This window comes from Candidatus Kaistella beijingensis (assembly GCF_020084865.1).
In the GTDB taxonomy this organism is placed as follows: Bacteria; Bacteroidota; Bacteroidia; order Flavobacteriales; family Weeksellaceae; genus Kaistella; species Kaistella beijingensis.
Genome location: NZ_CP071953.1, coordinates 2,232,318 through 2,254,503, shown reverse-complemented (window position 1 = coordinate 2,254,503; position 22,186 = coordinate 2,232,318). Strand labels below are relative to the sequence as shown.

General features: G+C 35.1%; 23 protein-coding genes. 9 read left to right on the top strand and 14 right to left on the bottom strand.

Going from position 1 to position 22,186, the window contains the following annotated elements; genetic code table 11:
* Nucleotides 1-106 precede the first annotated feature (106 nt).
* Complete coding sequence (locus tag J4771_RS10500) at nucleotides 107-859, top strand: glycosyltransferase family 2 protein (RefSeq protein ID WP_224134959.1); 753 nt, start codon at nucleotides 107-109, stop codon at nucleotides 857-859.
* Here the strand turns inward: J4771_RS10500 and J4771_RS10495 are convergent.
* The 5 genes from J4771_RS10495 to J4771_RS10475 form a co-directional block, all read right to left on the bottom strand.
* Nucleotides 852-2,114 carry a 3-deoxy-D-manno-octulosonic acid transferase gene (locus tag J4771_RS10495; RefSeq protein WP_224134958.1) on the bottom strand — a complete coding sequence of 421 codons (1,263 nt, stop codon included), beginning with the start codon at nucleotides 2,112-2,114 and terminating at the stop codon, nucleotides 852-854. The two genes, J4771_RS10500 and J4771_RS10495, sit on opposite strands and share 8 nt — an antisense overlap.
* A 46-nt stretch (nucleotides 2,115-2,160) precedes the next feature.
* Nucleotides 2,161-2,634, bottom strand: coding sequence for a DUF1648 domain-containing protein (locus tag J4771_RS10490; protein WP_224134957.1), 474 nt, complete (start codon nucleotides 2,632-2,634; stop codon nucleotides 2,161-2,163).
* 82 nt (nucleotides 2,635-2,716) lie between these two features.
* Nucleotides 2,717-3,433, bottom strand: a complete 717-nt coding sequence (locus tag J4771_RS10485) for a C40 family peptidase (protein WP_224134956.1) — start codon at nucleotides 3,431-3,433, stop codon at nucleotides 2,717-2,719.
* Nucleotides 3,434-3,505: 72 nt separating this feature from the next.
* Complete coding sequence (locus J4771_RS10480; RefSeq protein ID WP_224134955.1) at nucleotides 3,506-4,153, bottom strand: O-methyltransferase; 648 nt, start codon at nucleotides 4,151-4,153, stop codon at nucleotides 3,506-3,508.
* A 172-nt stretch (nucleotides 4,154-4,325) separates the two neighbouring features.
* A complete protein-coding gene (locus J4771_RS10475) occupies nucleotides 4,326-5,162 on the bottom strand; it encodes an OmpA family protein (protein WP_224134954.1) in 837 nt (278 codons plus the stop codon).
* Between the two features lie 83 nt (nucleotides 5,163-5,245).
* Here J4771_RS10475 and tilS point away from each other — a divergent pair, with 83 nt between their 5' ends.
* The 4 genes from tilS (at nucleotide 5,246) to J4771_RS10455 (ending at nucleotide 10,061) form a co-directional block, all read left to right on the top strand.
* Nucleotides 5,246-6,178: a tRNA lysidine(34) synthetase TilS gene (gene tilS / locus J4771_RS10470; RefSeq protein WP_224134953.1), complete on the top strand. Its 933-nt coding sequence runs from the start codon at nucleotides 5,246-5,248 to the stop codon at nucleotides 6,176-6,178.
* A gap of 69 nt (nucleotides 6,179-6,247) precedes the next feature.
* Nucleotides 6,248-6,652 (top strand): GxxExxY protein, encoded by a 405-nt coding sequence (locus tag J4771_RS10465; protein ID WP_224134952.1) that lies wholly within the window; start codon nucleotides 6,248-6,250, stop codon nucleotides 6,650-6,652.
* Nucleotides 6,653-7,273: 621 nt separating this feature from the next.
* The gene (locus J4771_RS10460; protein WP_224134951.1) at nucleotides 7,274-9,343 is read left to right on the top strand and encodes a protein-disulfide reductase DsbD family protein; all 2,070 of its coding nucleotides are present in this window, start codon (nucleotides 7,274-7,276) and stop codon (nucleotides 9,341-9,343) included.
* 193 nt (nucleotides 9,344-9,536) lie between these two features.
* A complete protein-coding gene (locus J4771_RS10455) occupies nucleotides 9,537-10,061 on the top strand; it encodes a biopolymer transporter ExbD (RefSeq protein ID WP_224134950.1) in 525 nt (174 codons plus the stop codon).
* Nucleotides 10,062-10,137: 76 nt separating this feature from the next.
* On the opposite strand, the gene J4771_RS10450 is transcribed toward J4771_RS10455, so the two are convergent.
* The 6 genes from J4771_RS10450 to J4771_RS10425 all read right to left on the bottom strand — a co-directional run bounded on the left by J4771_RS10450 (nucleotide 10,138) and on the right by J4771_RS10425 (nucleotide 14,196).
* Nucleotides 10,138-10,647, bottom strand: a complete 510-nt coding sequence (locus tag J4771_RS10450; RefSeq protein WP_224134949.1) for a hypothetical protein — start codon at nucleotides 10,645-10,647, stop codon at nucleotides 10,138-10,140.
* A 105-nt stretch (nucleotides 10,648-10,752) separates the two neighbouring features.
* Nucleotides 10,753-11,283 carry a hypothetical protein gene (locus tag J4771_RS10445; protein WP_224134948.1) on the bottom strand — a complete coding sequence of 177 codons (531 nt, stop codon included), beginning with the start codon at nucleotides 11,281-11,283 and terminating at the stop codon, nucleotides 10,753-10,755.
* A gap of 1 nt (nucleotide 11,284) precedes the next feature.
* Complete coding sequence (locus J4771_RS10440) at nucleotides 11,285-12,643, bottom strand: DUF4153 domain-containing protein (RefSeq protein ID WP_224137827.1); 1,359 nt, start codon at nucleotides 12,641-12,643, stop codon at nucleotides 11,285-11,287.
* Between the two features lie 82 nt (nucleotides 12,644-12,725).
* A complete protein-coding gene (locus tag J4771_RS10435; RefSeq protein WP_224134947.1) occupies nucleotides 12,726-13,016 on the bottom strand; it encodes a hypothetical protein in 291 nt (96 codons plus the stop codon).
* Nucleotides 13,017-13,229: 213 nt separating this feature from the next.
* Nucleotides 13,230-13,514: a winged helix-turn-helix domain-containing protein gene (locus tag J4771_RS10430; RefSeq protein WP_224134946.1), complete on the bottom strand. Its 285-nt coding sequence runs from the start codon at nucleotides 13,512-13,514 to the stop codon at nucleotides 13,230-13,232.
* A gap of 64 nt (nucleotides 13,515-13,578) precedes the next feature.
* Complete coding sequence (locus tag J4771_RS10425; protein ID WP_224134945.1) at nucleotides 13,579-14,196, bottom strand: hypothetical protein; 618 nt, start codon at nucleotides 14,194-14,196, stop codon at nucleotides 13,579-13,581.
* Between the two features lie 127 nt (nucleotides 14,197-14,323).
* Between J4771_RS10425 and J4771_RS10420 the strand changes: the two genes are divergently transcribed.
* The 4 genes from J4771_RS10420 to J4771_RS10405 all read left to right on the top strand — a co-directional run bounded on the left by J4771_RS10420 (nucleotide 14,324) and on the right by J4771_RS10405 (nucleotide 19,462).
* A complete protein-coding gene (locus tag J4771_RS10420) occupies nucleotides 14,324-15,928 on the top strand; it encodes a class I SAM-dependent methyltransferase (protein ID WP_224137826.1) in 1,605 nt (534 codons plus the stop codon).
* A gap of 199 nt (nucleotides 15,929-16,127) precedes the next feature.
* Nucleotides 16,128-18,401, top strand: a complete 2,274-nt coding sequence (locus tag J4771_RS10415; protein WP_224134944.1) for a GH92 family glycosyl hydrolase — start codon at nucleotides 16,128-16,130, stop codon at nucleotides 18,399-18,401.
* A gap of 256 nt (nucleotides 18,402-18,657) precedes the next feature.
* Nucleotides 18,658-18,879: a PspC family transcriptional regulator gene (locus tag J4771_RS10410; protein ID WP_224134943.1), complete on the top strand. Its 222-nt coding sequence runs from the start codon at nucleotides 18,658-18,660 to the stop codon at nucleotides 18,877-18,879.
* A gap of 70 nt (nucleotides 18,880-18,949) precedes the next feature.
* Nucleotides 18,950-19,462, top strand: a complete 513-nt coding sequence (locus tag J4771_RS10405; protein ID WP_224134942.1) for a GNAT family N-acetyltransferase — start codon at nucleotides 18,950-18,952, stop codon at nucleotides 19,460-19,462.
* Nucleotides 19,463-19,506: 44 nt separating this feature from the next.
* On the opposite strand, the gene J4771_RS10400 is transcribed toward J4771_RS10405, so the two are convergent.
* The 3 genes from J4771_RS10400 to J4771_RS10390 form a co-directional block, all read right to left on the bottom strand.
* Nucleotides 19,507-20,238, bottom strand: coding sequence for an SIMPL domain-containing protein (locus tag J4771_RS10400; RefSeq protein WP_224134941.1), 732 nt, complete (start codon nucleotides 20,236-20,238; stop codon nucleotides 19,507-19,509).
* A gap of 100 nt (nucleotides 20,239-20,338) precedes the next feature.
* On the bottom strand, nucleotides 20,339-21,115 hold the full coding sequence (locus J4771_RS10395; protein WP_224134940.1) for a carboxypeptidase-like regulatory domain-containing protein: 777 nt from the start codon (nucleotides 21,113-21,115) through the stop codon (nucleotides 20,339-20,341).
* Nucleotides 21,115-21,924, bottom strand: a complete 810-nt coding sequence (locus J4771_RS10390) for a peptidase associated/transthyretin-like domain-containing protein (RefSeq protein WP_224134939.1) — start codon at nucleotides 21,922-21,924, stop codon at nucleotides 21,115-21,117. The genes J4771_RS10395 and J4771_RS10390 overlap by 1 nt, the downstream gene beginning before the upstream one ends.
* Nucleotides 21,925-22,186 lie beyond the last annotated feature (262 nt).

The following is a 22,186-nucleotide window of genomic DNA, read 5'->3' as shown; positions in this document are numbered from 1 at the left end:
TTCTGTGTATAAATAATGAATAATAAGCTACAAATTTAAGGTTTTGAAACGAATTTAGGAGTCCATTGCAATTTTCAAATTAATTATCTTTGCAAAAACTCATTTGATGCCCGAAGTTTCTATTATAACGCCTTGCTATAATTCATCAAAATTCCTTCAACAAACGATTGATTCGGTTTTAAACCAAACTTTTACCGATTGGGAATGGCTGATTACTGATGACAAATCCACCGATAATTCTGTAGAAATCATTAGAAAAGTGAATGACGAAAGAATTAAATTAACGGTTGCCGAAAAAAATGGCGGAGCGGGGCATGCTAGAAATTTATCACTAGAAAAAGCGAGCGGAAGATTCATTACTTTTTTGGATGCAGATGATTTTTGGGAGCCGAATTTCCTTGAGGAAATGGTTTCGTTCATGAAAAAGGAAAATGCGGAACTCGCCTACTCCAATTATTCGAGGTGCGATGAAAATTTAATTCCGAAAATTGACGATTTTAAGGCGGATAAAAACGTGAGTTTTAATAATTTATTGAAAACTTGTAGATTGTCTTTATTAAGCTCAATGTACGATTCACAAAGGGTTGGAAAAGAATTTTTTCCCGAACGTAGCAAACGCGAAGATCACGTCATGTGGCTAAATTTGTTAAAGAAAATTCCCGTTGGAAAACCACTTCCGAAAACCATGGCTAAATACAGAATGCACGCTTCAAGCATTTCCCGCAAAAAGACCAACATCATGCTCGATCAGTATTTGGTTTACAAGGATTACATGAAATTTTCGACGTTGAAATCGATGTATTACACGGCAAATTGGGCGTTTAACGGTTTTAAGAAATATTCCAAACTTTTTAATTAGAAAGAATTTGTTGTTCCGAATCAGCCAAAATTCTTTTTAAGATATAATCCGATGCATTCGGCTGTGAGTTGATGAAGTTTTTAGCATTCTCTCCCATTTTTTTCATCAGAGTTTCATCTTTTAAAAGTCCCATAATATAAGGCGCTGCAAAAAATTCGTCTTCAAAAGATTTGCCGCCATTTTGCGCGATCAATTCGTCGGCTTCTGGATTTTTTTGATATTGGTCGCCAAAGAAAACCGGAACTCCGAAAGTCGCAGCTTCCAAAATGTTGTGAAGCCCTTTTGAATGAAAACCACCACCGACAACTGCAATATCCGCATAAGAATACAGTTTCGACAACAAACCAATGCAATCGACAATCAATGTTTGAGCGTTTGAGATTTTGAGGGTTTGAGGGTTTGAGAGTTGCGAATAAAGAATCGCATTCGGGAAAATCTTTTTCAGGTGTTCCACCCTTTTCAAATCATGCGGTGCGATAATTAACTTAACTTCCCGATTTTTGGAAGCGATAATTTCCGCCAACCGTTCTTCTGATTCCCACGAACTTCCAAAAACAATGGTCTTTTTGCCTTGTTTAAAATCAGTTATAAAATCAACCGAATTATTCCGGTCGCGAAGTTGTTTTACACGGTCAAATCTTGTGTCTCCCGCTGTTGAAGAATTCTTCAAACCGATTCCTTTCGCCAAAGCTGTAGAATGTTTCGTTTGATGAAAAAACCAATCAATGTTTTTTTCTAACTGTTCTACAAACCAGCTTCCGTAAGCTTTAAAGAAAACTTGGGTTTCATAAAACAAGGCAGAAACGACGTAAATTTTCGCCCCTTGTTTTTTCAGTTCCTGCAAAAGATTGTACCAATAATCATATTTTACGGTGAAAAAAATATCTGTTTGAAAGTTGACGGTAAATTCTTTCACCCACTTTTCCGTATCGAAAGGTAGGTAGCAAATCGCATCTGCAATATGATTTTTCTTGATGACATTATCATAACCTGAAGGAGAAAAAAAGGTAATCAAGATTTTGTGTTCAGGAAACTTTTCTTTCAATTTTTCTAAAACAGGAAGTCCCTGTTCATATTCACCGAGACTTGCAGCGTGCATCCAAATCACTTTGTCCGTGGGTAAAAATGTAGATTTCACGATTCCGCAACTTTGTCTTCTTCCCGCCAAACCTTTCTTCAACTTATAATTAAAGATTGCCCCGATTTTCATTCCGAAAATGAGTAGGGAAACGAATATGTTGTAAAGGAATTTCAATTTGAAAATGTGTTAATTTGAAAAATTTGAAAATGCTGGTTCGTTGTTAAATTTTAGATTTTTTCGTTAATCTCCAAGAATAAATCATCATTGCAATGATAAACAAAAACATTAATCCTAAAATGTAATTCGTGATATGGCTTAAACCTTCAACTTTTCCTAAAGAAACTTGAATACTTTCGTAATTAATATTTGCAAAAAGAAACATAGTCAAAACACACAAAATACTCACCACAAATTCCGAAATTGCAGGATCTTTTTTCAGATTTTCAGGAATATTCAATCCAGGAGCATTTGGATTTTGTGAAAGGTACATCATTAAAATAAAGATTGCACTCGAAATCCCCGCTAAAAACCAATTGGTGTTTTTCGAACCAAAACCATCTGCTTTTCCATCTAAACCAAAATGAATGGGAACAGTTTCAGGAAGCTTTCCGTAAGTAATCATGGTATAAACCCAAATAAAAACTAAAAGGAAAAATGAAGATAGCTTTAGAAAAAATGAAATGTTTTTTAACATGATTTAATAACCCATAGAAGTTCAATTCATAAAGATAAAAAAGATTTCTATTTAAGTAAAAATAGTTGTACTTAAAAAAACCTCAAACCCTCAAACTCTTCACAAACCTCAACTTATGCGTATGTTTTTTCAGATCGGCATTATAAATTCCCGCCGAATCTAGCGAATCAATCCGAACTTTTCCGTAAGCGTGAATAATTTTTTGGTCTTCCAACATGATTCCGACATGCGAAATAATTCCATCTGAGTTTTCAAAAAACGCCAAATCTCCCGCTTCACTTTCCTCGATGAAATCTAAAACCTGACCCATTTCAGATTGTTCGCGAGCTTCCCTCGGCAATGAAATTCCGTGGACTTTATAAACCAACTGCACAAATCCACTGCAATCAATGCCGAAAAAACTTCTACCGCTCCATAAATAAGGAACGTTTAAAAAATGTTTTGCGGTTTCGGCGATGCTTTCATTATGTATAGTTTCAGTGCATTTTTCAGTTTCAGAATTCAGTTCACTTCCCATAGAAAGCAAATTTTTTCCTCCTTTTACATCATAAATTCCAAAAGGCTTTGAAATAATTTCGGTTCTTCTGTTTTCAAATTCTTCAGCCGAAATCTTGGAAATCTGCCTGGAATCAACCCAACCTTCATAACCATCAAAATCCATCTTTATTTTAGAAAAATTTTCCTCAATTTCAATAATTTCAAGACTTTCGCCATACAAAAGTTGGGAAGTCATTTCCGACTGATGAGAATGTTGTGCCCGAATTGGTGCGACTGAAACGGCGCAGATTGCTTTGTTCATACGAGTTACGTGTTACGAGATGCGTGTTACGAGGTTAAATTGTGCCAACTTCGGACAAATCACGATTTGTTCCTACAGTTTTCGCAGCAAATTCACACCGTCGCGCAAAGGTAAAATAAGATTTTCAAAATCTTCGTCGTTTGCAATCCTATCATTTAATTCCTTGATTTTTTGGGTAGATTTTTGTTTCGGATTTTCTTCCAAAACTTTTCCGTACCAAAGAACGTTATCGAACAAAACAACTGAACCCGATTGTAATTTTGGCTTGATTAAAGTGAAATATTCAACATAATTTTCTTTGTCTGCATCGATGAAAACAAGGTCAAAAGTTTCATCCGCTTCCTTTAAAAATTCTTTCGCGTCCTGAAGTTTAAAATTAATCTGATTGGAAAACTCACTTTCAGCAAAATATTTTTTCGGCAGATAGGCGAGTTCTTCATTCACATCCAAAGTCGTGATTTTTCCGTCTTTACTTAAACCTTCCGCTAAACAAAGTGTTGCATAACCTGTGAAAGTCCCGATTTCCAAAACGTTTTTTGGACGAATCATTTTAGAGATTATCGACAATAATCTTCCTTGTTGATATCCCGAAATCATGTGTGGTTGCGTGGTTTTCTGAAAGGTCTCCTTTCGCAAACGTTTCAAAATTTCAGGTTCGGAAGAAGCGTGGGTTTCTAAATAGCGGTCCATTTCGGGACAATTTTCTTCGAAAAAACTCATAAAATGTTGGATGTTATATGTTGGATGCTGGATGTAAAATGTATGATATTTTTCAAAAATAAATAAAAATCTCGCAGATTTTGCAGATGACGCAGATTTTATCATCTGCTAAATCCGCCAAATCTGCGAGTTATTTGGAGCGTTGTTAGCGCTTGAAGTTAACAATGCTAAATTAATTTTTCACCGGAGCAATATCCATCAACTTCATGAACTCGTCGAGTTTTGGCATGATGATGATTTCTGTTCTTCTGTTTTCAGCTCTTCCCGAAACGGATGCGTTGGTTGTTTTCGGGTTGTATTCGCTACGTCCTCCTGCAGTAATTCTGTTGGGATTTACACCAAATTGAGTTTGGAGAATTTTCGCCATCGAAGTTGCTCTCAATGCAGAAAGATCCCAATTGTCTTTCGGTAAACTTGAAGAATTCAACGGAACATTATCGGTATTTCCTTCGATTAATACGGAATAAGTGTCGTAATCATTAATCACTTTAGCCACTTTACCCAAAACTTCTTGAGCTTGAGGTAAAACGTTGTAATCGCCTGTCTTATAAAGCATTTTGTCGGATAACGAAATCATCACCACTCCTTTCAAAACTTTTACCTGAACATCTTGATCCGCCACATTATCCAACGATCTTTTCAATCGGTTTGATAATGCCAAATTCAAGCTGTCGTTTTTCGCATTCGTAGAAATCAGCTGTTTGATGTATTTGTTGGAAGAATTGATTTCGCCAATCAACTTATCAATATTGGCCGAACCTTTTCCTTGATTTGCCAAACATGCGTCAAGTGACGATTTTAAAGCGTTGTTTTGGTCTTTCAAAAGACTGTTTTCGCTTGACAAACCTGCGTTGGTTGCCTTCAAATCCTGAATTTCACGCTGTCTTTCGCCAATATTGGTGATGCATTGGTCATAATTAATTTTCATCGCGTCGAACTGCTTCTTACTCACGCAAGAAGTTAAAGTGATTGCCATTACCAAAACGGCTAAAATTTTTCCCATTTTCATATCGATTCTGTTTATAATTCAGCCAAAAATAGAGATTTCATTTTAAAAGAGAAGAATTATCTTTGCTAAATATTCCTTAAAATTTGATTACTTCAGAACTATTTCTGCAATCTATCAAGAAACTGCTCAATAATTTTGAACAGAGAAAATTTCTTTTGGCAGCAAGTGGCGGAGTTGATTCGATGGTACTTGCATCGCTATTTGAGATTTGTAATTTGAAATTTGAAATAGCCCACATTAACTATAAACTTCGTGGTGAAGATTCAGATTCAGACCAAAAATTGGTTGAAGATTTTTGCTTTAAAAACAATATTAAATTCCATTTATACCCAGTTTCGGAAAAGGATAAAAAGCCTGAAAACTCCATCCAACTTTGGGCGAGAAATTTGCGGTATGATTTCTTTTTTAAGATTTTAAAGGAAGAAAATTTAGATTATATCGTCACTGCACATCATTTGAATGACGAGTTGGAAACTTTTCTCATCAATCTTTCACGGGGTTCAGGAATTAAGGGTTTGAGCGGAATTCCATCCAACGATAATAAAATCATTCGACCGCTTCTGAATTTTTCCAAAGAGGAAATTTATGCTTTTGCAAAGGAAAACAAGATTGAATTTCAGGAGGATTTATCGAATCAAAAAAATGATTACTTGAGAAATGAAATTAGGAACAAAATCATTCCCGAAATCACTGCAGTTTCTACAAATTTTTTAAATGGATTTAAAGATTCTCTTTCCTATTTAAATGATGCTAACAATTTTATTCAAAGTTCCATTGAAAATGCTTTTAGCGACATTATACTTAAAGAAGATAAAGTCGAAACACTTTTAAATCGAAAGAAATTATTGTCAAAAGAACCGTTCATCATCACCGAAATCATCAGAAAATTTGGATTTTCGGGTGATGAAATTGGCAAGGTAATTTCTGCTGAAAACGGAAAGTTTTTCAGAAGCAAAACCCACGAAATCAAAATCACACGCGACGAAATTTTATGCTCGAAAAGAAAGGAAAAGTAAATGAGAATCCTTATTTTAGCGATTCTAAAAATAAAAGTAAAATAGAAATACTTTGCTGACTTAAACATTATGACTCAAAAATATATCACAGATCTTACCTATAAAATAATTGGTTGCTGTATTGAAGTTCATAGAATTTTGGGACCGGGATTATTAGAGAAAATTTATATAAAAGCACTGCAAGAAGAATTTAAAATTCAAGAGATTAATTACGAATCTGAATTCAATATTCATGTTGATTATAAAGGTAAAGACTTGGATTGCGATTTAAGATGTGATTTTTTGATAGAAGGATGCATTGTTCTGGAAGTGAAGTCGGTTGCTGATTTACATGATATTCACACCGCACAAACCTTGAATTATATGAATCTGTTGAAGACACCAAAAGCAATTCTTGTCAATTTTAATGTAACTAATATTTTCAAGGAAGGTCAAAAAACATTTTTAAGCAAATATTATCAGCAATTGTTGTGAAAAAATTTAAAAATAATTAAATATTTTGTTTGATTAGAATGAAGATTTAAAGCCACATAGTCACATAGAATTGCTCATAAAACTATGTTTTCTATGTGCCTATGTGGCAAAAAATATAAAATACAAATCTTAATCAAACTAAAATATTAAGCCACATAGTCACATAGAATTGCTCATAAAACTATCTTTTCTATGTTTATATTGCAAAAATAAATGTATAAATCTTAATCAAACTAAAATATTAAGCCACATAGGCACGTAGAATTGCGCATAAAACTATGTTTCCTATGTGCCTATGTGGCAAAAAATAAAAAATAAAAATCTTAATCAAACTGAAATATTAAAGACATATAAGCACATAAAACTGCGCATAACACTTTCTTTTCTATGTTTCTATATGGCAAAAATAAATGTATAAATCTTAATCAAACTAAAATATTAAGCCACATAGGCACGTAGAATTGCGCATAAAACTATGTTTCATATGTGCCTATGTGGCAAAAAATAAAAAATACAAATCTTAATCAAACTGAAATATTAAGCCACATAGGCACATAGAATTGCGCATAAAACTATGTTTCCTATGTGCCTATGTGGCAGAAAAAATAAATAAAGTAAAAAATGAAATTCAAAAGTTTTCTAATTCTTATTCTGCTGTTTCTTTTTCAAGGAATTTCGGCGCAGATCAAGGACCCCGTAAAATTCAAATACAACATCAATTCGCTTCCTAATAACGAATACGAAGCAGTTCTCACGGCAACCATCGATAAAAATTGGCATATTTACTCGAAAGATTTGCCGCCTGATTCGGGAATTCCTACCGAAATGAAATTAAAATCAAAAGATGGAATCGACCTCATCGGAAAAGTGGTGGAAGTCGGAAAAAAACATGACGAATTTTCTGAAGCTTTCGGTGCACAAATCGTGTATTATTCTGATTTGGTTTTATTTAAACAAAAATTCAAACTTAAAAACAATTCCAAACCTGCAAATGTTGTTGCAGAAATCACCTATCAAACTTGTGACGACCGAGTTTGTCTAGCTCCCAATACTTTAGAATTTGAGCAAAAAGTGGTTCCAACTTCTGCAGGAACTGCTGTTGTGACAAAAGATGATACTCCTACACAAACCATTGCAACAAATGATTCTGTCATAACAAATCCAACTGAAACCATTGCGGCAACAGCTACTCCGACGATTCAAGCAAAACAAGAAGGATTAAAAATTTCTTCCATCGACCATGAAAATCCGTTGACGGATTGCGGTGTCGCCAAACAAAAAAACAATGAAAATTTTTGGACGTATCTACTTCTCGGATTTTTCGGCGGATTAATCGCATTGCTTACTCCATGCGTTTTCCCGATGATTCCTTTGACGGTTTCGTTCTTTACAAAAGGATCGAAAGACAAAGCAAAAGGAAAACGTGACGCCATTATTTATGGATTTTTCATCCTGATTATTTTCGTTTTGCTTTCCGTTCCGTTTCATATTATTGATGGAATTGCGGGAAATATTTTCAACCAAATCTCCACTTCAGTTTGGCTAAATATTTTCTTCTTTGTGATATTTCTATTTTTTGCGGGAAGTTTCTTCGGATATTACGACATCACTTTACCGAGTTCCATTGCCAACAAATCTTCAAAAGCCGAAGAAGCAGGCGGAATAATCGGAATATTTTTCATGGCGTTGACTTTGGTCATCGTTTCATTTTCCTGTACAGGACCAATTTTGGGAAGTTTGTTGGGAAGCGCCGTTACGGGTTCTGCAAACGTTCCGATGTTGCTCACTTTTGCTTTGGCAGGATTTGGCTTGAGTTGGGCGATTGTTTTCGGACTTTTAGCGTTATTTCCACAAGCTTTACAAAGTTTGCCAAAATCTGGAGGCTGGATGAACACCGTGAAAGTGGTTTTAGGTTTCATCGAATTGGGACTGGCTTTGAAATTCTTATCAAAAGCTGACTTGGTTTCCAAAACATTTTTCTTGAAAAGAGAATTATTCATCGTTTTGTGGATTTTAATTACGATTGGTTTAGTCCTTTATTTATTCGGGAAAATCAGATTTCCGCATGATGACAAAAACCCGAAAATTTCGCTGACAAGAAAACTTTTCGGAGTACTAGGAATTGGATTTATCATTTATTTAATTCAAGGATTATTTCCCGCAGAAAGACCAAAACTTCAGCATTTAAGCGGAATTTTGCCACCGATCAACGTGAGTTATCTCCACAACGAAAAAGACGGAATTCTCGGAATGCATCCTTCTCACGATTATTTTGAAGCGATAGAAATTGCCAAAAAGGAAAACAAACCTTTACTCATCGATTTCACAGGTTATGGTTGTGAAAACTGCCGTAAAATGGAAGAATTCGTATGGAGCGAACCCGATATTTTGCCCATGCTTCAAAACGACGTGGTTCTCGCCTCACTTTATGTTGATGATAAGGAGGAACTGCCTGAAAACGAGCAGACTTCTGTGGATATGGGAAATGGACAGAAGAAAAAAATCAAAACTATTGGCGACAAATGGTCCTTGTTTCAACAAGTCAACTTTAATAATAACTCTCAACCGCATTACGTTTTGGTAACGCCTGATGGAAAAGTGATTAATCATCCTGTTTCTGGTTATATGCCGAAAGAGGAATTTAAAAATTTCTTGAAATGCGGAATTGACTTTTTTAAGAATAAGCAATGAGCAATCAGTAATGAATAATACAAATCCCGATGGTTGAAAGACTTTCGGGATTTTTTTGTGTGCAGCATTTAAAAAAATTATCAAATCCATAATAATTTTAAAAACAAGGTATAAATATTGATGATAAAATTTTAATTGTTTAATAAGTTTTAAATAATTTTTCAATTTTGTTCAATTCCCTAAAATTTTAATTATGGAAAATCTTGCTCTAAAAGATTCGAAAGGCGAAAAGAAATCGCTTTCAAAGAAAAGTCAAATCCGAGTAGATATGACACCGATGGTTGATTTGGGATTTTTGTTGATTACCTTTTTTATGTTCACCACAAATTTTACCAAACCGAATGTGATGGATTTAAGTTATCCACCAAAACCTCCCATTATCAATGAAAATGTAGTGGATTTTAGAAATCAGATTACGTTGATCATGGGTAAAGAAAACCGAGTTTTCTATTATCAAGCCGAAGCAAAAGATTTAAATAAAGACGTCTTAAGAGAAACCACTTTCAAAGGTTCTGAAATTGCAAAACTTATTTCAGAAGCGAAAAAGAAAGCTCCAAAACCTGAAATTTTCACCGTTATCATCAAACCAGCCGAAGATTCAAATTATAAAAATTTCGTCGATATGCTTGATAACATGACGATTACAAAAAGTGAACTTTATGGAATCGGAGAAATAAAACCCTTGGAAAAAGAAGTTTATGAAGAAAAAGTTCAGTAAAAAATAAACGAAAAAAAAATTAAAAAAAATCGCCAAAACTAATTTGACGATTTTTTTTCTATTCTAAACTCCTCCACTATGGATTCGTATTTGGCACACTGCTAAAATTCAATGAAGTTCTCACAGAAATATCAGAAGTTGGAGATTGTTTCAACACATACACCAATCTTTGCTGAACCGCACCCGATTTCATAATATTATCCAAAGTTGATGAAGTGTTCAAATCCAAGGCAAGTGAAGTTCCCACGTTATCAGGAATATTTTCTCGTGAAGCCACTAAAACTTCGTTGCTTCCGTTGTTTGACAAATACACTTTCACAGATTTGAAAATCCCGACGCTGCTTCCTGAACCAACGGAAATCGTTGCATTAGAAACTCGTATGTCGCGAACATTTGCTCCCGCTCCTGTTAACTGATTGATGCTTTGCGCCGCCGAAACATTCGACAATGTGGTGTTTGCAGGTGAGCCCGATGTTACCAAAATGTTTGCGTTATACGGAAAAGTATTCTGTAAAATCGATGAAACTGTAGAACAGCTCGCCAAAGTTGCCGTGGCAACTACTGCAGATAAAAATAAATTTTTCATAGTAAATATTTTAATTGCAATCGTTTATTCAGAAATTGTACCAACTCTTCAATTAAGAATGAAAAATTAATAACCAATAATTCTGGGAGCGAGCCAAATCACGCTCTATTTCAACGATACGGTGAATTTACCCGTTGCTTTTTCGGACGCCATATTGCTTTTAGAAATCAAGAGCCAAATTTTACCTGATTTTTTGATGACGTAGGAAATATCTCTTCCGAAAGGTCCATCGAATGCGCCGTCGGCAAGTTTTATTTGGTTGAAACGGATGTTCATCATCTCATTTTGGGGCACTATATTTCCTGTAATTTTTGAACCTTTAAAATTTTCGACTTTAATGATGAGTTGTTGGTCATCATTTGTGAATTCCTCATTAATTGAAATTGGAATTTTTGATGCATCGATTGTTTGAATGATTTTGTTACCTTCCAAAACTCTAGATTCAGAATTAGCTTTTGCAGCTTCAACTTTAGGTTTTTCTAAAGAATTGGAATCGTTTAGAGCTAAAGTATCTTTTTTGTTTACCACTGTATTTTGGTCAGTGGAAATCAAGGAATCGGAGTTTAAAATTTCAACGGCTGCTTCTTTTTTGCATGAAAATAGAAGCAATGGAATGAGGAACAATAACTTTTTCATTTTATTTAAGCGTTTGATAATAAATGATTTTGGAGAGGAATGGCTTATCTTGTTCTCTTCTTAAATTTTCAAAATCCGTCGTCATGTTCATTTCATTTGGAAATTTCTGATAAAGAAGTTCATCATTAAAGTTTAAAGAACGCAAATACTCAAAGTTTCCTTTGCTGTTTTTGATATTATAACTGGTCGCCAAACTTCCCCAATTAATAAAACTGCAAACCAAGATTGTTCCATAAAAATACCAAACCATGTGATTGAAAAGAAAGGCATTGGTCTTTTCTTTTTGAATTTTTAGGAAGGTTAAAATGAGTCCAATTATTGACAAAATCAAGAAAGCGTAAACTCCCAGTCGTTTGTAAGTCAGACCATAACTGATAATGTATTCAGAGTTTTTTGCAAAGGCGGAAATCACCAAAACTGCATTTAAAACCATCCAGGTTTTTGCTAAAAATTTCAGCGATTTTGCATTTTTATCAAAGTTGAAACTTCCTTTAAAATAGAACATGATGACTCCAATCGCCATTACAATAGATATAATCACCGCATTTACTCGGTCATGAGTTTCGGTGGAAAGCTGGTTCGGCGTTTTCGGAATTTCGATGAACTGTTCATAATTAAACGTAACAATGAAAATCAGCAGCAAAATATTTAATGCCAACAATGAAACCACTCCACTCTTTCGCTCTGAATCCAAATCCAAAAAAGAATAGGTCGGTTTCTGAATTTTATCTTCGTTCAGGAAATCGTTTTTCAAATCATGATTCCAACCGAAAACAAAATGGTCAATTTTGAAATTCCAATAATTAAAGGCGATAAAAAATCCTAAACAACCCAACACAAAAAATTCCCAAAAATTAAACTCAAAATGGAAATCGATAAAAAGCTTGGAAAAATGTTCGCTCCCCGCAGAATAAACCGCGAAGAAAATGATGATAAAAAATGCGGGAATTAAGATCACAGAAATCAGTTTTTGTAAAGTTCCTGATGTGTTTCTTTTCGGCAACCACTCATCAAATTTGAAAAAGCGATAAGGAAAAGTGATGAAGTTCACCACAAAAACGGGTATGACAAAAATTGATTTCAAATCGCGATTTTTCGATTTAAACGCCAATAAAAACGCAGAAGTAAAAACCGCTAGAAACGACACAAAATCGCCGTACCAACCAAAAGCAATGCTCGACAAAACGGTGGTTACAAAAAGAATAAGAAAGGTTCTAGTTCTATTTCCTTCAGGAGTTTTGAAAAGCGTAATTAAAGCATACGCAATTCCTAAAATTCCGAAATTGAGTCCCATCGTTTCGCCATAAAAAAGCGTGATGAAAAGGACAGTTGTGAGGAGGATGAGTTGATGATTTTTCATGATTTTATCTGAGTTTGATATGATTTGAATTTGTTTCATTTTGCTTGATGATTAATACCTTGTCAAGGTTGCTCATAAAAAACTAATTCCCCGAAAAAACTGTCCCGAAAATTCCAACCGCAAGTTCCGCCCAAATCAGAAACAAAACGATGAGAATCAACGCCGCATACATGATTCGGAATTTTATTCTTTTCTCCATTCTTAATACGAGCTCAACCGCAAATGCTGCAGAAAAAAGCAAAAATCCCATGATGAGAAAATCAAAAAGTGACCAATTTACTTCGTCTGTAAACCTCATTGCCACAAATGGAATGGAGAGTAACACCAATGGAACTGAGAAAATCGCGATTGTTCTTTGTGTTTGTGTAATCATTGTATTTAAATTTAATTATTATAAAGTTCTTTGAGTTTCAAAGTTAATTTTCAAAAAATTAAAGGAGTGCACCTTTTCTAAGTTTTGGCTAAAGCCAGTTTGTTTAATCTGGTTTTTTGAACGGGTTAAAACCCGCTCCTGATAATTCTTCTTTCATTTTTATTAAGACATTCCGAGGAAACAACTAATTCCACTTGGCTCTTGGCTCTTTTTTTATTTTCCAATCAATTTTTCCAAAGCCGACAAATGTTCTTCAAAAGCTTTTCTTCCAATCTGAGTTACACGATAAGAAGTTTTCGGTTTTTTTCCAACAAATTCTTTTTTCACTTCAATGAAATTCGATTTTTCCAAAGCCGAACTGTGACTCGCCAAATTGCCGTCGGTGATTTCCAACAGGTTTTTCATCTCCGTGAAATCAACCCAATCATTTACCATCAGAACAGACATGATGCCCAATCTTACACGGCTTTCGAATTCTTTGTTGAGTTGAGATATCATAATTTTTTGTTTCAGGTTTCAGGTTTCAAGTTTAGAATTCCTGCTTCCAGCATCCAGCTTCCAGCTATTTATACTTTCTATGCATCACTAATCCATACACCACGTGCAAAACTCCAAATCCAACCGCCCAGAAAATCAATCCCCATCCAAGAAAAAAGAAGGAGAGCAATCCTAAAACAATTTCACAATAGCCCAAATATTTTACATCGGTTAAAGTATATTTTTCCGCATTCACCAAAGCCAACCCGTAAAAAATTAAAGTTGATGGTGCAATCATGACGAAAAGTTGATGGTAAAGCAAACCGAGACAAAATAATCCACCTGTAACTAAAGGAATTGAGAAGTTGAAAAGTAATCTTTTTGTGGTTTTATCCCAAACTTTCAGGTTTTTCTCTTTGCTCTTTTTTGCGGTGAAAAAATATCCAGAAAGTATGGCGAGAATCAATATTACCGTTCCAATCAAGATGAGTTCTTTCACCAAATCTTGGTTAAAAACATTTCGGTCGCCATCAAAATAATTTATACCCTCTCTTTGAAACACATAATAAACATAGATTGCTCCAACTAAAGCAACCAATCCTGCAAATACTCCTGAAAGTCCGCTCAAAGAAATAAATCGGGAACTTTTTTCCATCATTTGCCGAATGTGCGACAAGTCTTCGTGATAATTTTTTGATTCCATAAAAGTACTTTGAACTGCAAAGTTATGATTTATTTTTTAACAGCAAATTATTTTCAAGAAAATTTACATGGAAAAACGCTTTTCCAAAATTTACTATATTTATCAAGACAACCAACCTAAAATTTTCATGGATAAAAAAGAACTTCGAAGTTCAATTTTCCGCCACCTCGACGGAATTGTAACGGCACCTGTTGCAGCATCTTTACACCATAAAGGAATCACGCAGCTTATTTTTGAGTCGGAAGAAATTACCTTAAACCAAATTTCAGAGAAGGTAGAAAGCAATCAAGGTTACCTCAACGTTGCACTTCGAATGCTCGCCTCACAAGGTTTTTTAGAATATGAAATTAATGATGACATCGACGAGGTTTCTTTAAAATCAAATTCTAAAACAGAATTTTTACTGAAATACATTTCGCTTTACGACAAAGTAATTCCTTATTTAAAGGAATCCACGAATCCCATTTTTCAGAAGTTTGAACACGGTTCATTCGAAAATTTCCTTCATTTGTTCGATGATTTTAAAAATAATTTTGGTTTTGAAATTCCTTCCGATGATACTGAAAAGGAAGTTTTTCTTCAAATTTTAAAACATATTGAAGGTTGTTTGGTTTCGCCCGTCATCGTTCAGTTGGGAATGCGCGGAATGTTCCACAAATATTTCATGGAGACTTCTTTCCAGGCAGCGGAATTCCATAAAAATCCTGAAAATTTTGAAAAGATTTTAGACTTTCTCACCGACTTAGGTTGGTTCAGCAAAAACGGGAAAAACTTCAAATTTACGGAAAACGGACTGTATTTCGCGAGACGAGCCGCTTCGTACGGAGTTACCGTTTCTTATCTTCCCATGTTTAATAGAATGGACGATTTACTTTTCGGAAATCCGACAAAACTTCGACAAATCAGCGAAAGTGAAGACGAAATTCATGTGGACAGAAAAATGAACGTTTGGGGAAGTGGCGGTGCACATTCTACTTATTTTAAAGTGGTTACTGATTTTATTATTTCAATTTTCAATCAGCCGATTCATCTTCAGCCAAAAGGAATTCTAGACATGGGTTGTGGAAACGGCGCATTTATTCAGCATATTTTTGAAACTGTTGAGCGACACACTTTAAGAGGAAAAATGCTTGAAGATTATCCGCTGTTTTTAGTTGGTGCAGATTTTAACCAAGCCGCGCTGAACGTTACTCGAGCAAACCTCATCAACAACGATATTTGGGCGAAAGTAATTTGGGGCGACATCGGAAATCCTGAACTTCTTGCGAAAGACTTAAAGGAAAATTACGACATTAATTTAGGAGATTTGGTAAACATCAGAACTTTCCTCGACCACAACCGAATCTGGAAAAACCCTGAAAACATGAATCCTGAGAGAGTTTCGTCTTCAACAGGAGCTTTCGCTTTTCGTGGAGAAAGAATTCCCAACAAACTGGTGGAAGAAAACTTGAAAGAACATCTTCAACTTTGGCTTCCTTACATCAAAAAGAACGGACTTTTAGTCATCGAACTTCACACTTTAAAACCCGAAATCACCGCGAAACATTTGGGCGAAACTCCCGCAACTGCTTATGATGCAACGCACGGATTTTCAGACCAATACATTGTTGAAGTAGAGGTATTCCATAAAATATGCAATGAAGTGGGACTAGAAGTGGATAAAGAACTGTTCAAAAAATACCCGAACTCTGAATTGGCAACGGTTTCTATTAATTTGTTGAAGGCGAAATAAAAACTTTTACCGCAAAAGTCACAAAAGAATAAAAACGTGTCAGATTTACAAAGTCTGCAAAACTTTGAAATGGAAGAAGTCATTTTGCGAATTTAATTTGAGCATAATTATTCATCTCTAAAGATAAAACTTTTGAGACTTTTACGGTAAAACAAAAAATTTAACAATCTGTTTTCCTAATTTTGATTAAATTTTCACCATGAAAAATTTCTTTTCACTTCTCTCCTTGTTCCTTTTTCTAATGTCTAATTCACAAAAACTTACTTCCTACGTGAATCCTTTCGTGGGAACAAAAAACATGGGGCACACTTTTCCTGGAGCTACTGCACCCTTTGGAATGGTGCAACTTTCACCCGAAACCAACCAGGTTCCATATGCAATTGACGGAAAATACAATCCTGAAACCTACCGATATTGTTCTGGTTATCAATATGATGACAAAACAATTTTTGGATTTTCTCACACGCATTTCAGCGGAGTTGGTCATTCGGATTTGGGAGATTTTTTGATGATGCCGACCAACGGAAAACTAAATTTAGAACCTGGAAAAGCAGAAGTTCCAAAAAGCGGATATCACTCTCAATTTTCAAAAAATACAGAAAAAGCAAGTCCGGGATTTTATGAGGTGATGCTTGATGATTATGGAATTAAAGCCGAACTCACTGCTTCAGACAGGGTTGGTTTTCATCGTTATACCTTTCCAAAATCTTCAGAATCGCACATCATTTTGGATTTAATGTCGAATATTTACAATTATGATTCTAAAAATGTGTGGACTTTTGTTCGAGTTGAGGATAACCAAACCGTGACTGGATATCGAGAAACCACAGGTTGGGCGAGAACGAAGAAAGTATTTTTCGCGATGAAATTTTCCAAACCTTTTAAAAATTATGGCAGAAAACGTTACGAAAAAGTAGAATACAACGGGTTTTACAGAAAATTCAACGAAAATGAAAATTTTCCTGAATTCGCGGGAAGACAAATCCGCGCTTATTTTGATTTTGACACGAATGAGAATGAACAGATTTTGGTGAAGTTCGCTTTATCAAATACTTCGACAAATGGTGCTTTAAAAAATTTAGAAGCAGAAATTCCGCATTGGGATTTCGACAAAACCAAAAGAGAAAGCGAAGCAAAATGGGAAAAAGAACTTTCCAAAATCGAGGTGGAAACTTTAACTGAAAATGACAAAAGAACTTTCTACACTTCGCTTTACCACACGATGATGTCGCCGATTCTTTACCAAGATGTGGATGGAAAATACCTCGACATCGACCAAAACATCCACAACGCAAAAGATTATACCAACTACACGATTTTTTCACTTTGGGACACTTATCGAGCGTTGCACCCTTTGTACAACATCATTCAGCCAAAGAGAAATAATGATTTCATCAAATCAATGCTTTCTCATGCGCGACACAGCGTACATAAAGCTTTGCCAATTTGGTCGCATTACGCCAATGAAAATTGGTGTATGATTGGTTATCACTCGGTTTCCGTTCTTGCAGATGCCGTCGCAAAAAATAGTACAGACGCTGATTTAAAAACCATGCTGAATGCAAGCATTACTTCATCCAACCTGAAATATTACGACGGAATCGGTGATTATTTAAAATATGGTTACGTTCCTGAAGATAAAAGCGGTTCTTCCGTTTCAAAAACTTTGGAATATGCTTATGACGACTGGTGTATCGCGCAAATTGCAAAAAAATCTGGCGATAAAAATGTGGAAAATGAGTATTTGAAACGAAGCGAGAATTATAAAAATGTCTATAATTCCAGATCAGGATTTATGCATCCGAAACTTTCTGATGGAACTTTCAAAACTGAATTTGATCCGATGGATACGCACGGACAAGGATTTATTGAGGGAAATGCTTTTAATTACGGGCTTTACGTTCCACAAAATGTTCCCGAAATGATCAAAATGATGGGCGGAAAAAACAAGTTTTCAAAACATCTCGATGAAATTTTCACCACAGAAATAGCCGATAAATACATTGAAAAAAACGAAGATATCACGCGAGACGGAATCATCGGAAATTATGTTCACGGAAACGAACCTGGACATCACATTCCGTATCTGTACAATTGGACGAATGATGCCTGGAAAACTCAAGAAAGAGTTCGAATGATTATGCGGAAAATGTATTCCGACGGTGAAGACGGACTTTGCGGAAATGACGATGCAGGACAAATGTCGGCTTGGTATATTTTTTCAGCAATGGGATTTTATCCTGTTTTGCCCGGTTCAGATGAATATCAATTCGGTTCGCCGATCGTGAAATCAGCAAAAATCAATTTGGAAAACGGAAAAGTTTTAAACATTAAAACTGAAAATCAGTCGGAGAAAAATGTGTATGTATCCAAAATTTTGGTAAATGGGAAAGAAGTTAAGAATCATGTTTTGAAACATTCTGATATTGCGAATGGCGGTGAAGTTGTGTTTTATATGTCAGCAAAACGGTAGGGACAAATCGTGATTTGTCCTGAACTCGAAGAATTTTAATTATTTAAGATTCCTCGCTTCGCTCGGAATGACATCCTTCCCCTTTTTTTGGGACGTTTAGGAATTGGCGCGGCTTCGCCGCGCCAATTCCCAAACGTTTTTGTAGAAAAGCCTGTGTTTTCGAGCCATCGAAGATGGCGAGAAATCGATCTTCGACTTCAAACTTTAAAATTATACAATTTCCTTATCTTTGAACTTCCAAAAAAAAAACAAAAAAATGCTCAACAATTTACGGCACAAAATGGAAAGACAATGGTTCGGCGTTCTCACAAGAATGGGCGCAAAACTTGGAATTCCCGTGTCGAAACTTCGCGTATTTTTCATCTACTCTACTTTTGCGACGGTAGGAGTTTTCTTTCTGATTTATCTCGGACTCGCTTTTACGCTTTGGATTAAGGATATGTTTATCACGAGAAGACCAAGTGTTTTCGACCTGTAAAATGTTACGGCGTAATAATTGATTGAGCAAGAAAAATTACTTATTGCTCATTACTTATTACTCATGAATTATGGAATATTTACAGGTTACTTCTTACGACGATTTTCGTGCAAAGGAAATTTTCGATTCTTATTGTCAAACTTTCCCTGAAGATGAAAGACGAAGCGAAAATCAGTTTCGTCAACTTTTTTCAAACCCAAAAGTGAAGGTATTTTCAATCCTGCATGAGTTGAAAAACATTGGTTACATCATTTCTTGGGAACTCACTAACTTTGTATTCGTCGAACATTTCGAGGTTTTTTCTGAGTTCAGAAGTTTAAAGTTCGGTTCGGAAATTATTACACATCTATTCAAAAATTATTCTCATATCGTTTTAGAAGCTGAACCTGAAAATTTGGATGAAAATGCCAAAAGAAGAATTGCTTTCTACCAAAAAAATGGTTTCGCCATTATTGACGAAACCTATGTGCAGCCTTGTTATGAAGAAGGTAAAAATTCCTTAAATCTATGGCTTCTTGCCAATTGGAATCCCGAAAAAACGGACTGGATTAAGGAAGAAATTTATGATGTGGTGTATTGTTAATGAGTAATCAGCAATATAATATTATTGATTGCCAATTGCTTATGTTAATCCACTTGATATTCCAACTTAATCGTAATACTCGCTTCTTTGTCTTTGGAAGAAGTATTGAAAGTTCCGCCGTAAGAATATTCTTCCGTTGAATTCGGCGCGGTGATTTGGGTGATTCCCATTGTTGCTTTTTTCAATTTCCCGAGTGAACTTCCTGCATTTTCGGCAATTTTTTCTGCTCTTTGTTTGGCATCTTTCGTCGCATCTGCAATCATTTGGTGTTTCACATCCGCCAATTTGGAGTAAAAATAACTTGGTGGCGAAGAAGTGAATTCAATACCCAAATTAATGATTTCGGTGATATTTCTTGATAAATTCTCAATCTTTGCGACATCTTTACTGTCGATGGAAATGGTTTGTGAAAGTTGATAACCCGAGAAAGTTTGGATGCTTCTTCCGTTTGCATCACTTCCATAATTGAATTGCTTCTGAATATCTACGGCGGAAAACACGATTTCATTTTTTGGAATTCCTTTGGAAGTCAAGTAATTTTCAATGATTTTTTTGTCGTTTGCAAGTTGGTCATAAGCAGATTTTAGTTCGAAACTGTTTCGGGAGAAAGTTCCGCTCCAATTGATTAAATCTGAAGTAAATTTTTTCGTTCCCAATCCTGTTACCGAAATGGTGTTTTCGGATTTGTTACGGTTTTTGATGGAGTTTCCTAAGAAAGCTAAACCGATGATAAAACCAAGGGCAGCAATCGCAATCGCGATAATGTTTTTGTTCATAAGAAGATGAGTGTGTTTTAATTAATAACTTTTTGTTACCGAAATTATTGTATCAAATCCTGTTCCAAATTTTATGATTTTATTAACGTTTTGTTATGATTTATTTAACTTTTAGTCTTTCCAAATAAATTGGCATCTTTTCTTCCATCAAGAACATTGCTTTAGTTAAGTTTTTAGCTTTTATCGCGGTCACAATTTGTGGGTTTTCATGAAAAGAGAAAGCTATAAATTCCGAAATTTTCTTTTCTGGAATTCCAGCATCGGTGAAATAATCATCGTCTAAACGCTTTCTAATCCAAAGAATATTGTTTTGCAAATCTTCGTAACGGTATTGAGTTCGCATTCTTCGGGCGTCTCCAGAAATATTTTTATACAAATTATTAAAATTCATCACATTGCTTAAAGCATATCGCAAAACGCCAACTTCTTTAACCGTTGGTGGTGGAGTTTCACGAGGTTTTTCGGGAGGTTTCGGAACTCCGATTTCGGCATTTAGAATTTCAGCTTTGTCGATTTTTGTTAAATTTCTTGAATCGGTTTCTAAATTTCCAGTTAATTTCACTTGCTCAATTTTCACTTCCTCAATGGCAACAGCAAATCGATAAAGTGTAATGGAAACATAGCGCTGATTTTCATTATTGAACAAAAGCGAAACTCTTTCGTAGCCTTTTCTCACAAATCTTATTTCGTCTCCAAAATTTCCATTGATGGAAAAATTTCCTTCCAAATCAGAATAGGCTTGAAAACCAGTTTTCATGTTCATCACCAAAGTTGCAGGAATTGGATGTTGTTCTTCGTCGGTGATTTTCCCATAAACCGTTTGCTGTGCGGAAATTGAGATTCCAACAAAGGCAACAATAAAAAGCAACCGAATCATTAAGATCTCACTTTTCTGGTTTTGATGTATTCTTTATAAGCCAATTTCATATCCAAACTTATAGCGGAAATGTTGAAATTGTTTCGGTACTTCTTCGCCAAAGAATAAGTTTGGTCTGCATAAATCAGGAACCGGTCGATTTCTTCCTCGTCCCAACCTTGCGAAGTGTAGAAACTTAGATCCACCGTGCTTTTTATTCTACGATAAAATTCTTGCGTTTCGGCGTAATTGGCGGTTGTTAATTGTTCTCTATTCTTTCCAAATAATTTTGAAACTGTTGAAACAATACTTTCCGTATTTATTCCAATCAAAGTCATTTGTCCGCTTCTTAAATCTCTTGGCGCAAATGCAGATGGTGTGGAAAGTTTTGGGGCAACTTCCGTTAAAGGAGTCATCATATATGAGTTTAATGATGAATTCAGCGCAACTACTTTTTTTGGTTGATCCAATGCTCTCGAATCCTTTTTTAAATTTCCTGTAGGATGAAATGCAATTTCCACTTCGGGAATAATGAAAGGAGATTTGCTTAATGAAACATTTAATGGTGATGAATAATTTTGGATGGTGATTTTAACATCGGTTCGTTCGTAGCCACCTTTTACAAAGCGAAGCTGATCGGTTGGTTTTGCATAAATCATGTAATTCCCATCTTTGTCGGTAAGGACTTTTTCATCAGTTCTTGTATTGATGACAACGGTTTCGAAGAGTTCGTTACCAAATTCTGATTTTACCTTTCCGAAAATATATTCTTGGGAAAATACTGAAAAAGAGCACACCAAAAGAGCTATAAAAAGTAATTTTCTTTTCACGGGCAATATTTTTTGTTAAAAGTAGAGTTCTTTTGGATTGGTTTTCAAAGTTTAACCGGAGTTAACGTGTTTTAAGAGATTTTTAGAAATTGCTTTTTTGAGTTTGTTAATTTTTTTGGGAAGGATTTGTTCTTTTGCGAGTTCGAGGGTTTGTGTGAAAGGGTTGTGCTTATAATTCTTTCCACGAAATATTCTGCAACAAATTTTTACCAATGTACCAATTGCAGCCATCTGTAACAATTGCACCTCTGCAGCAATCTGC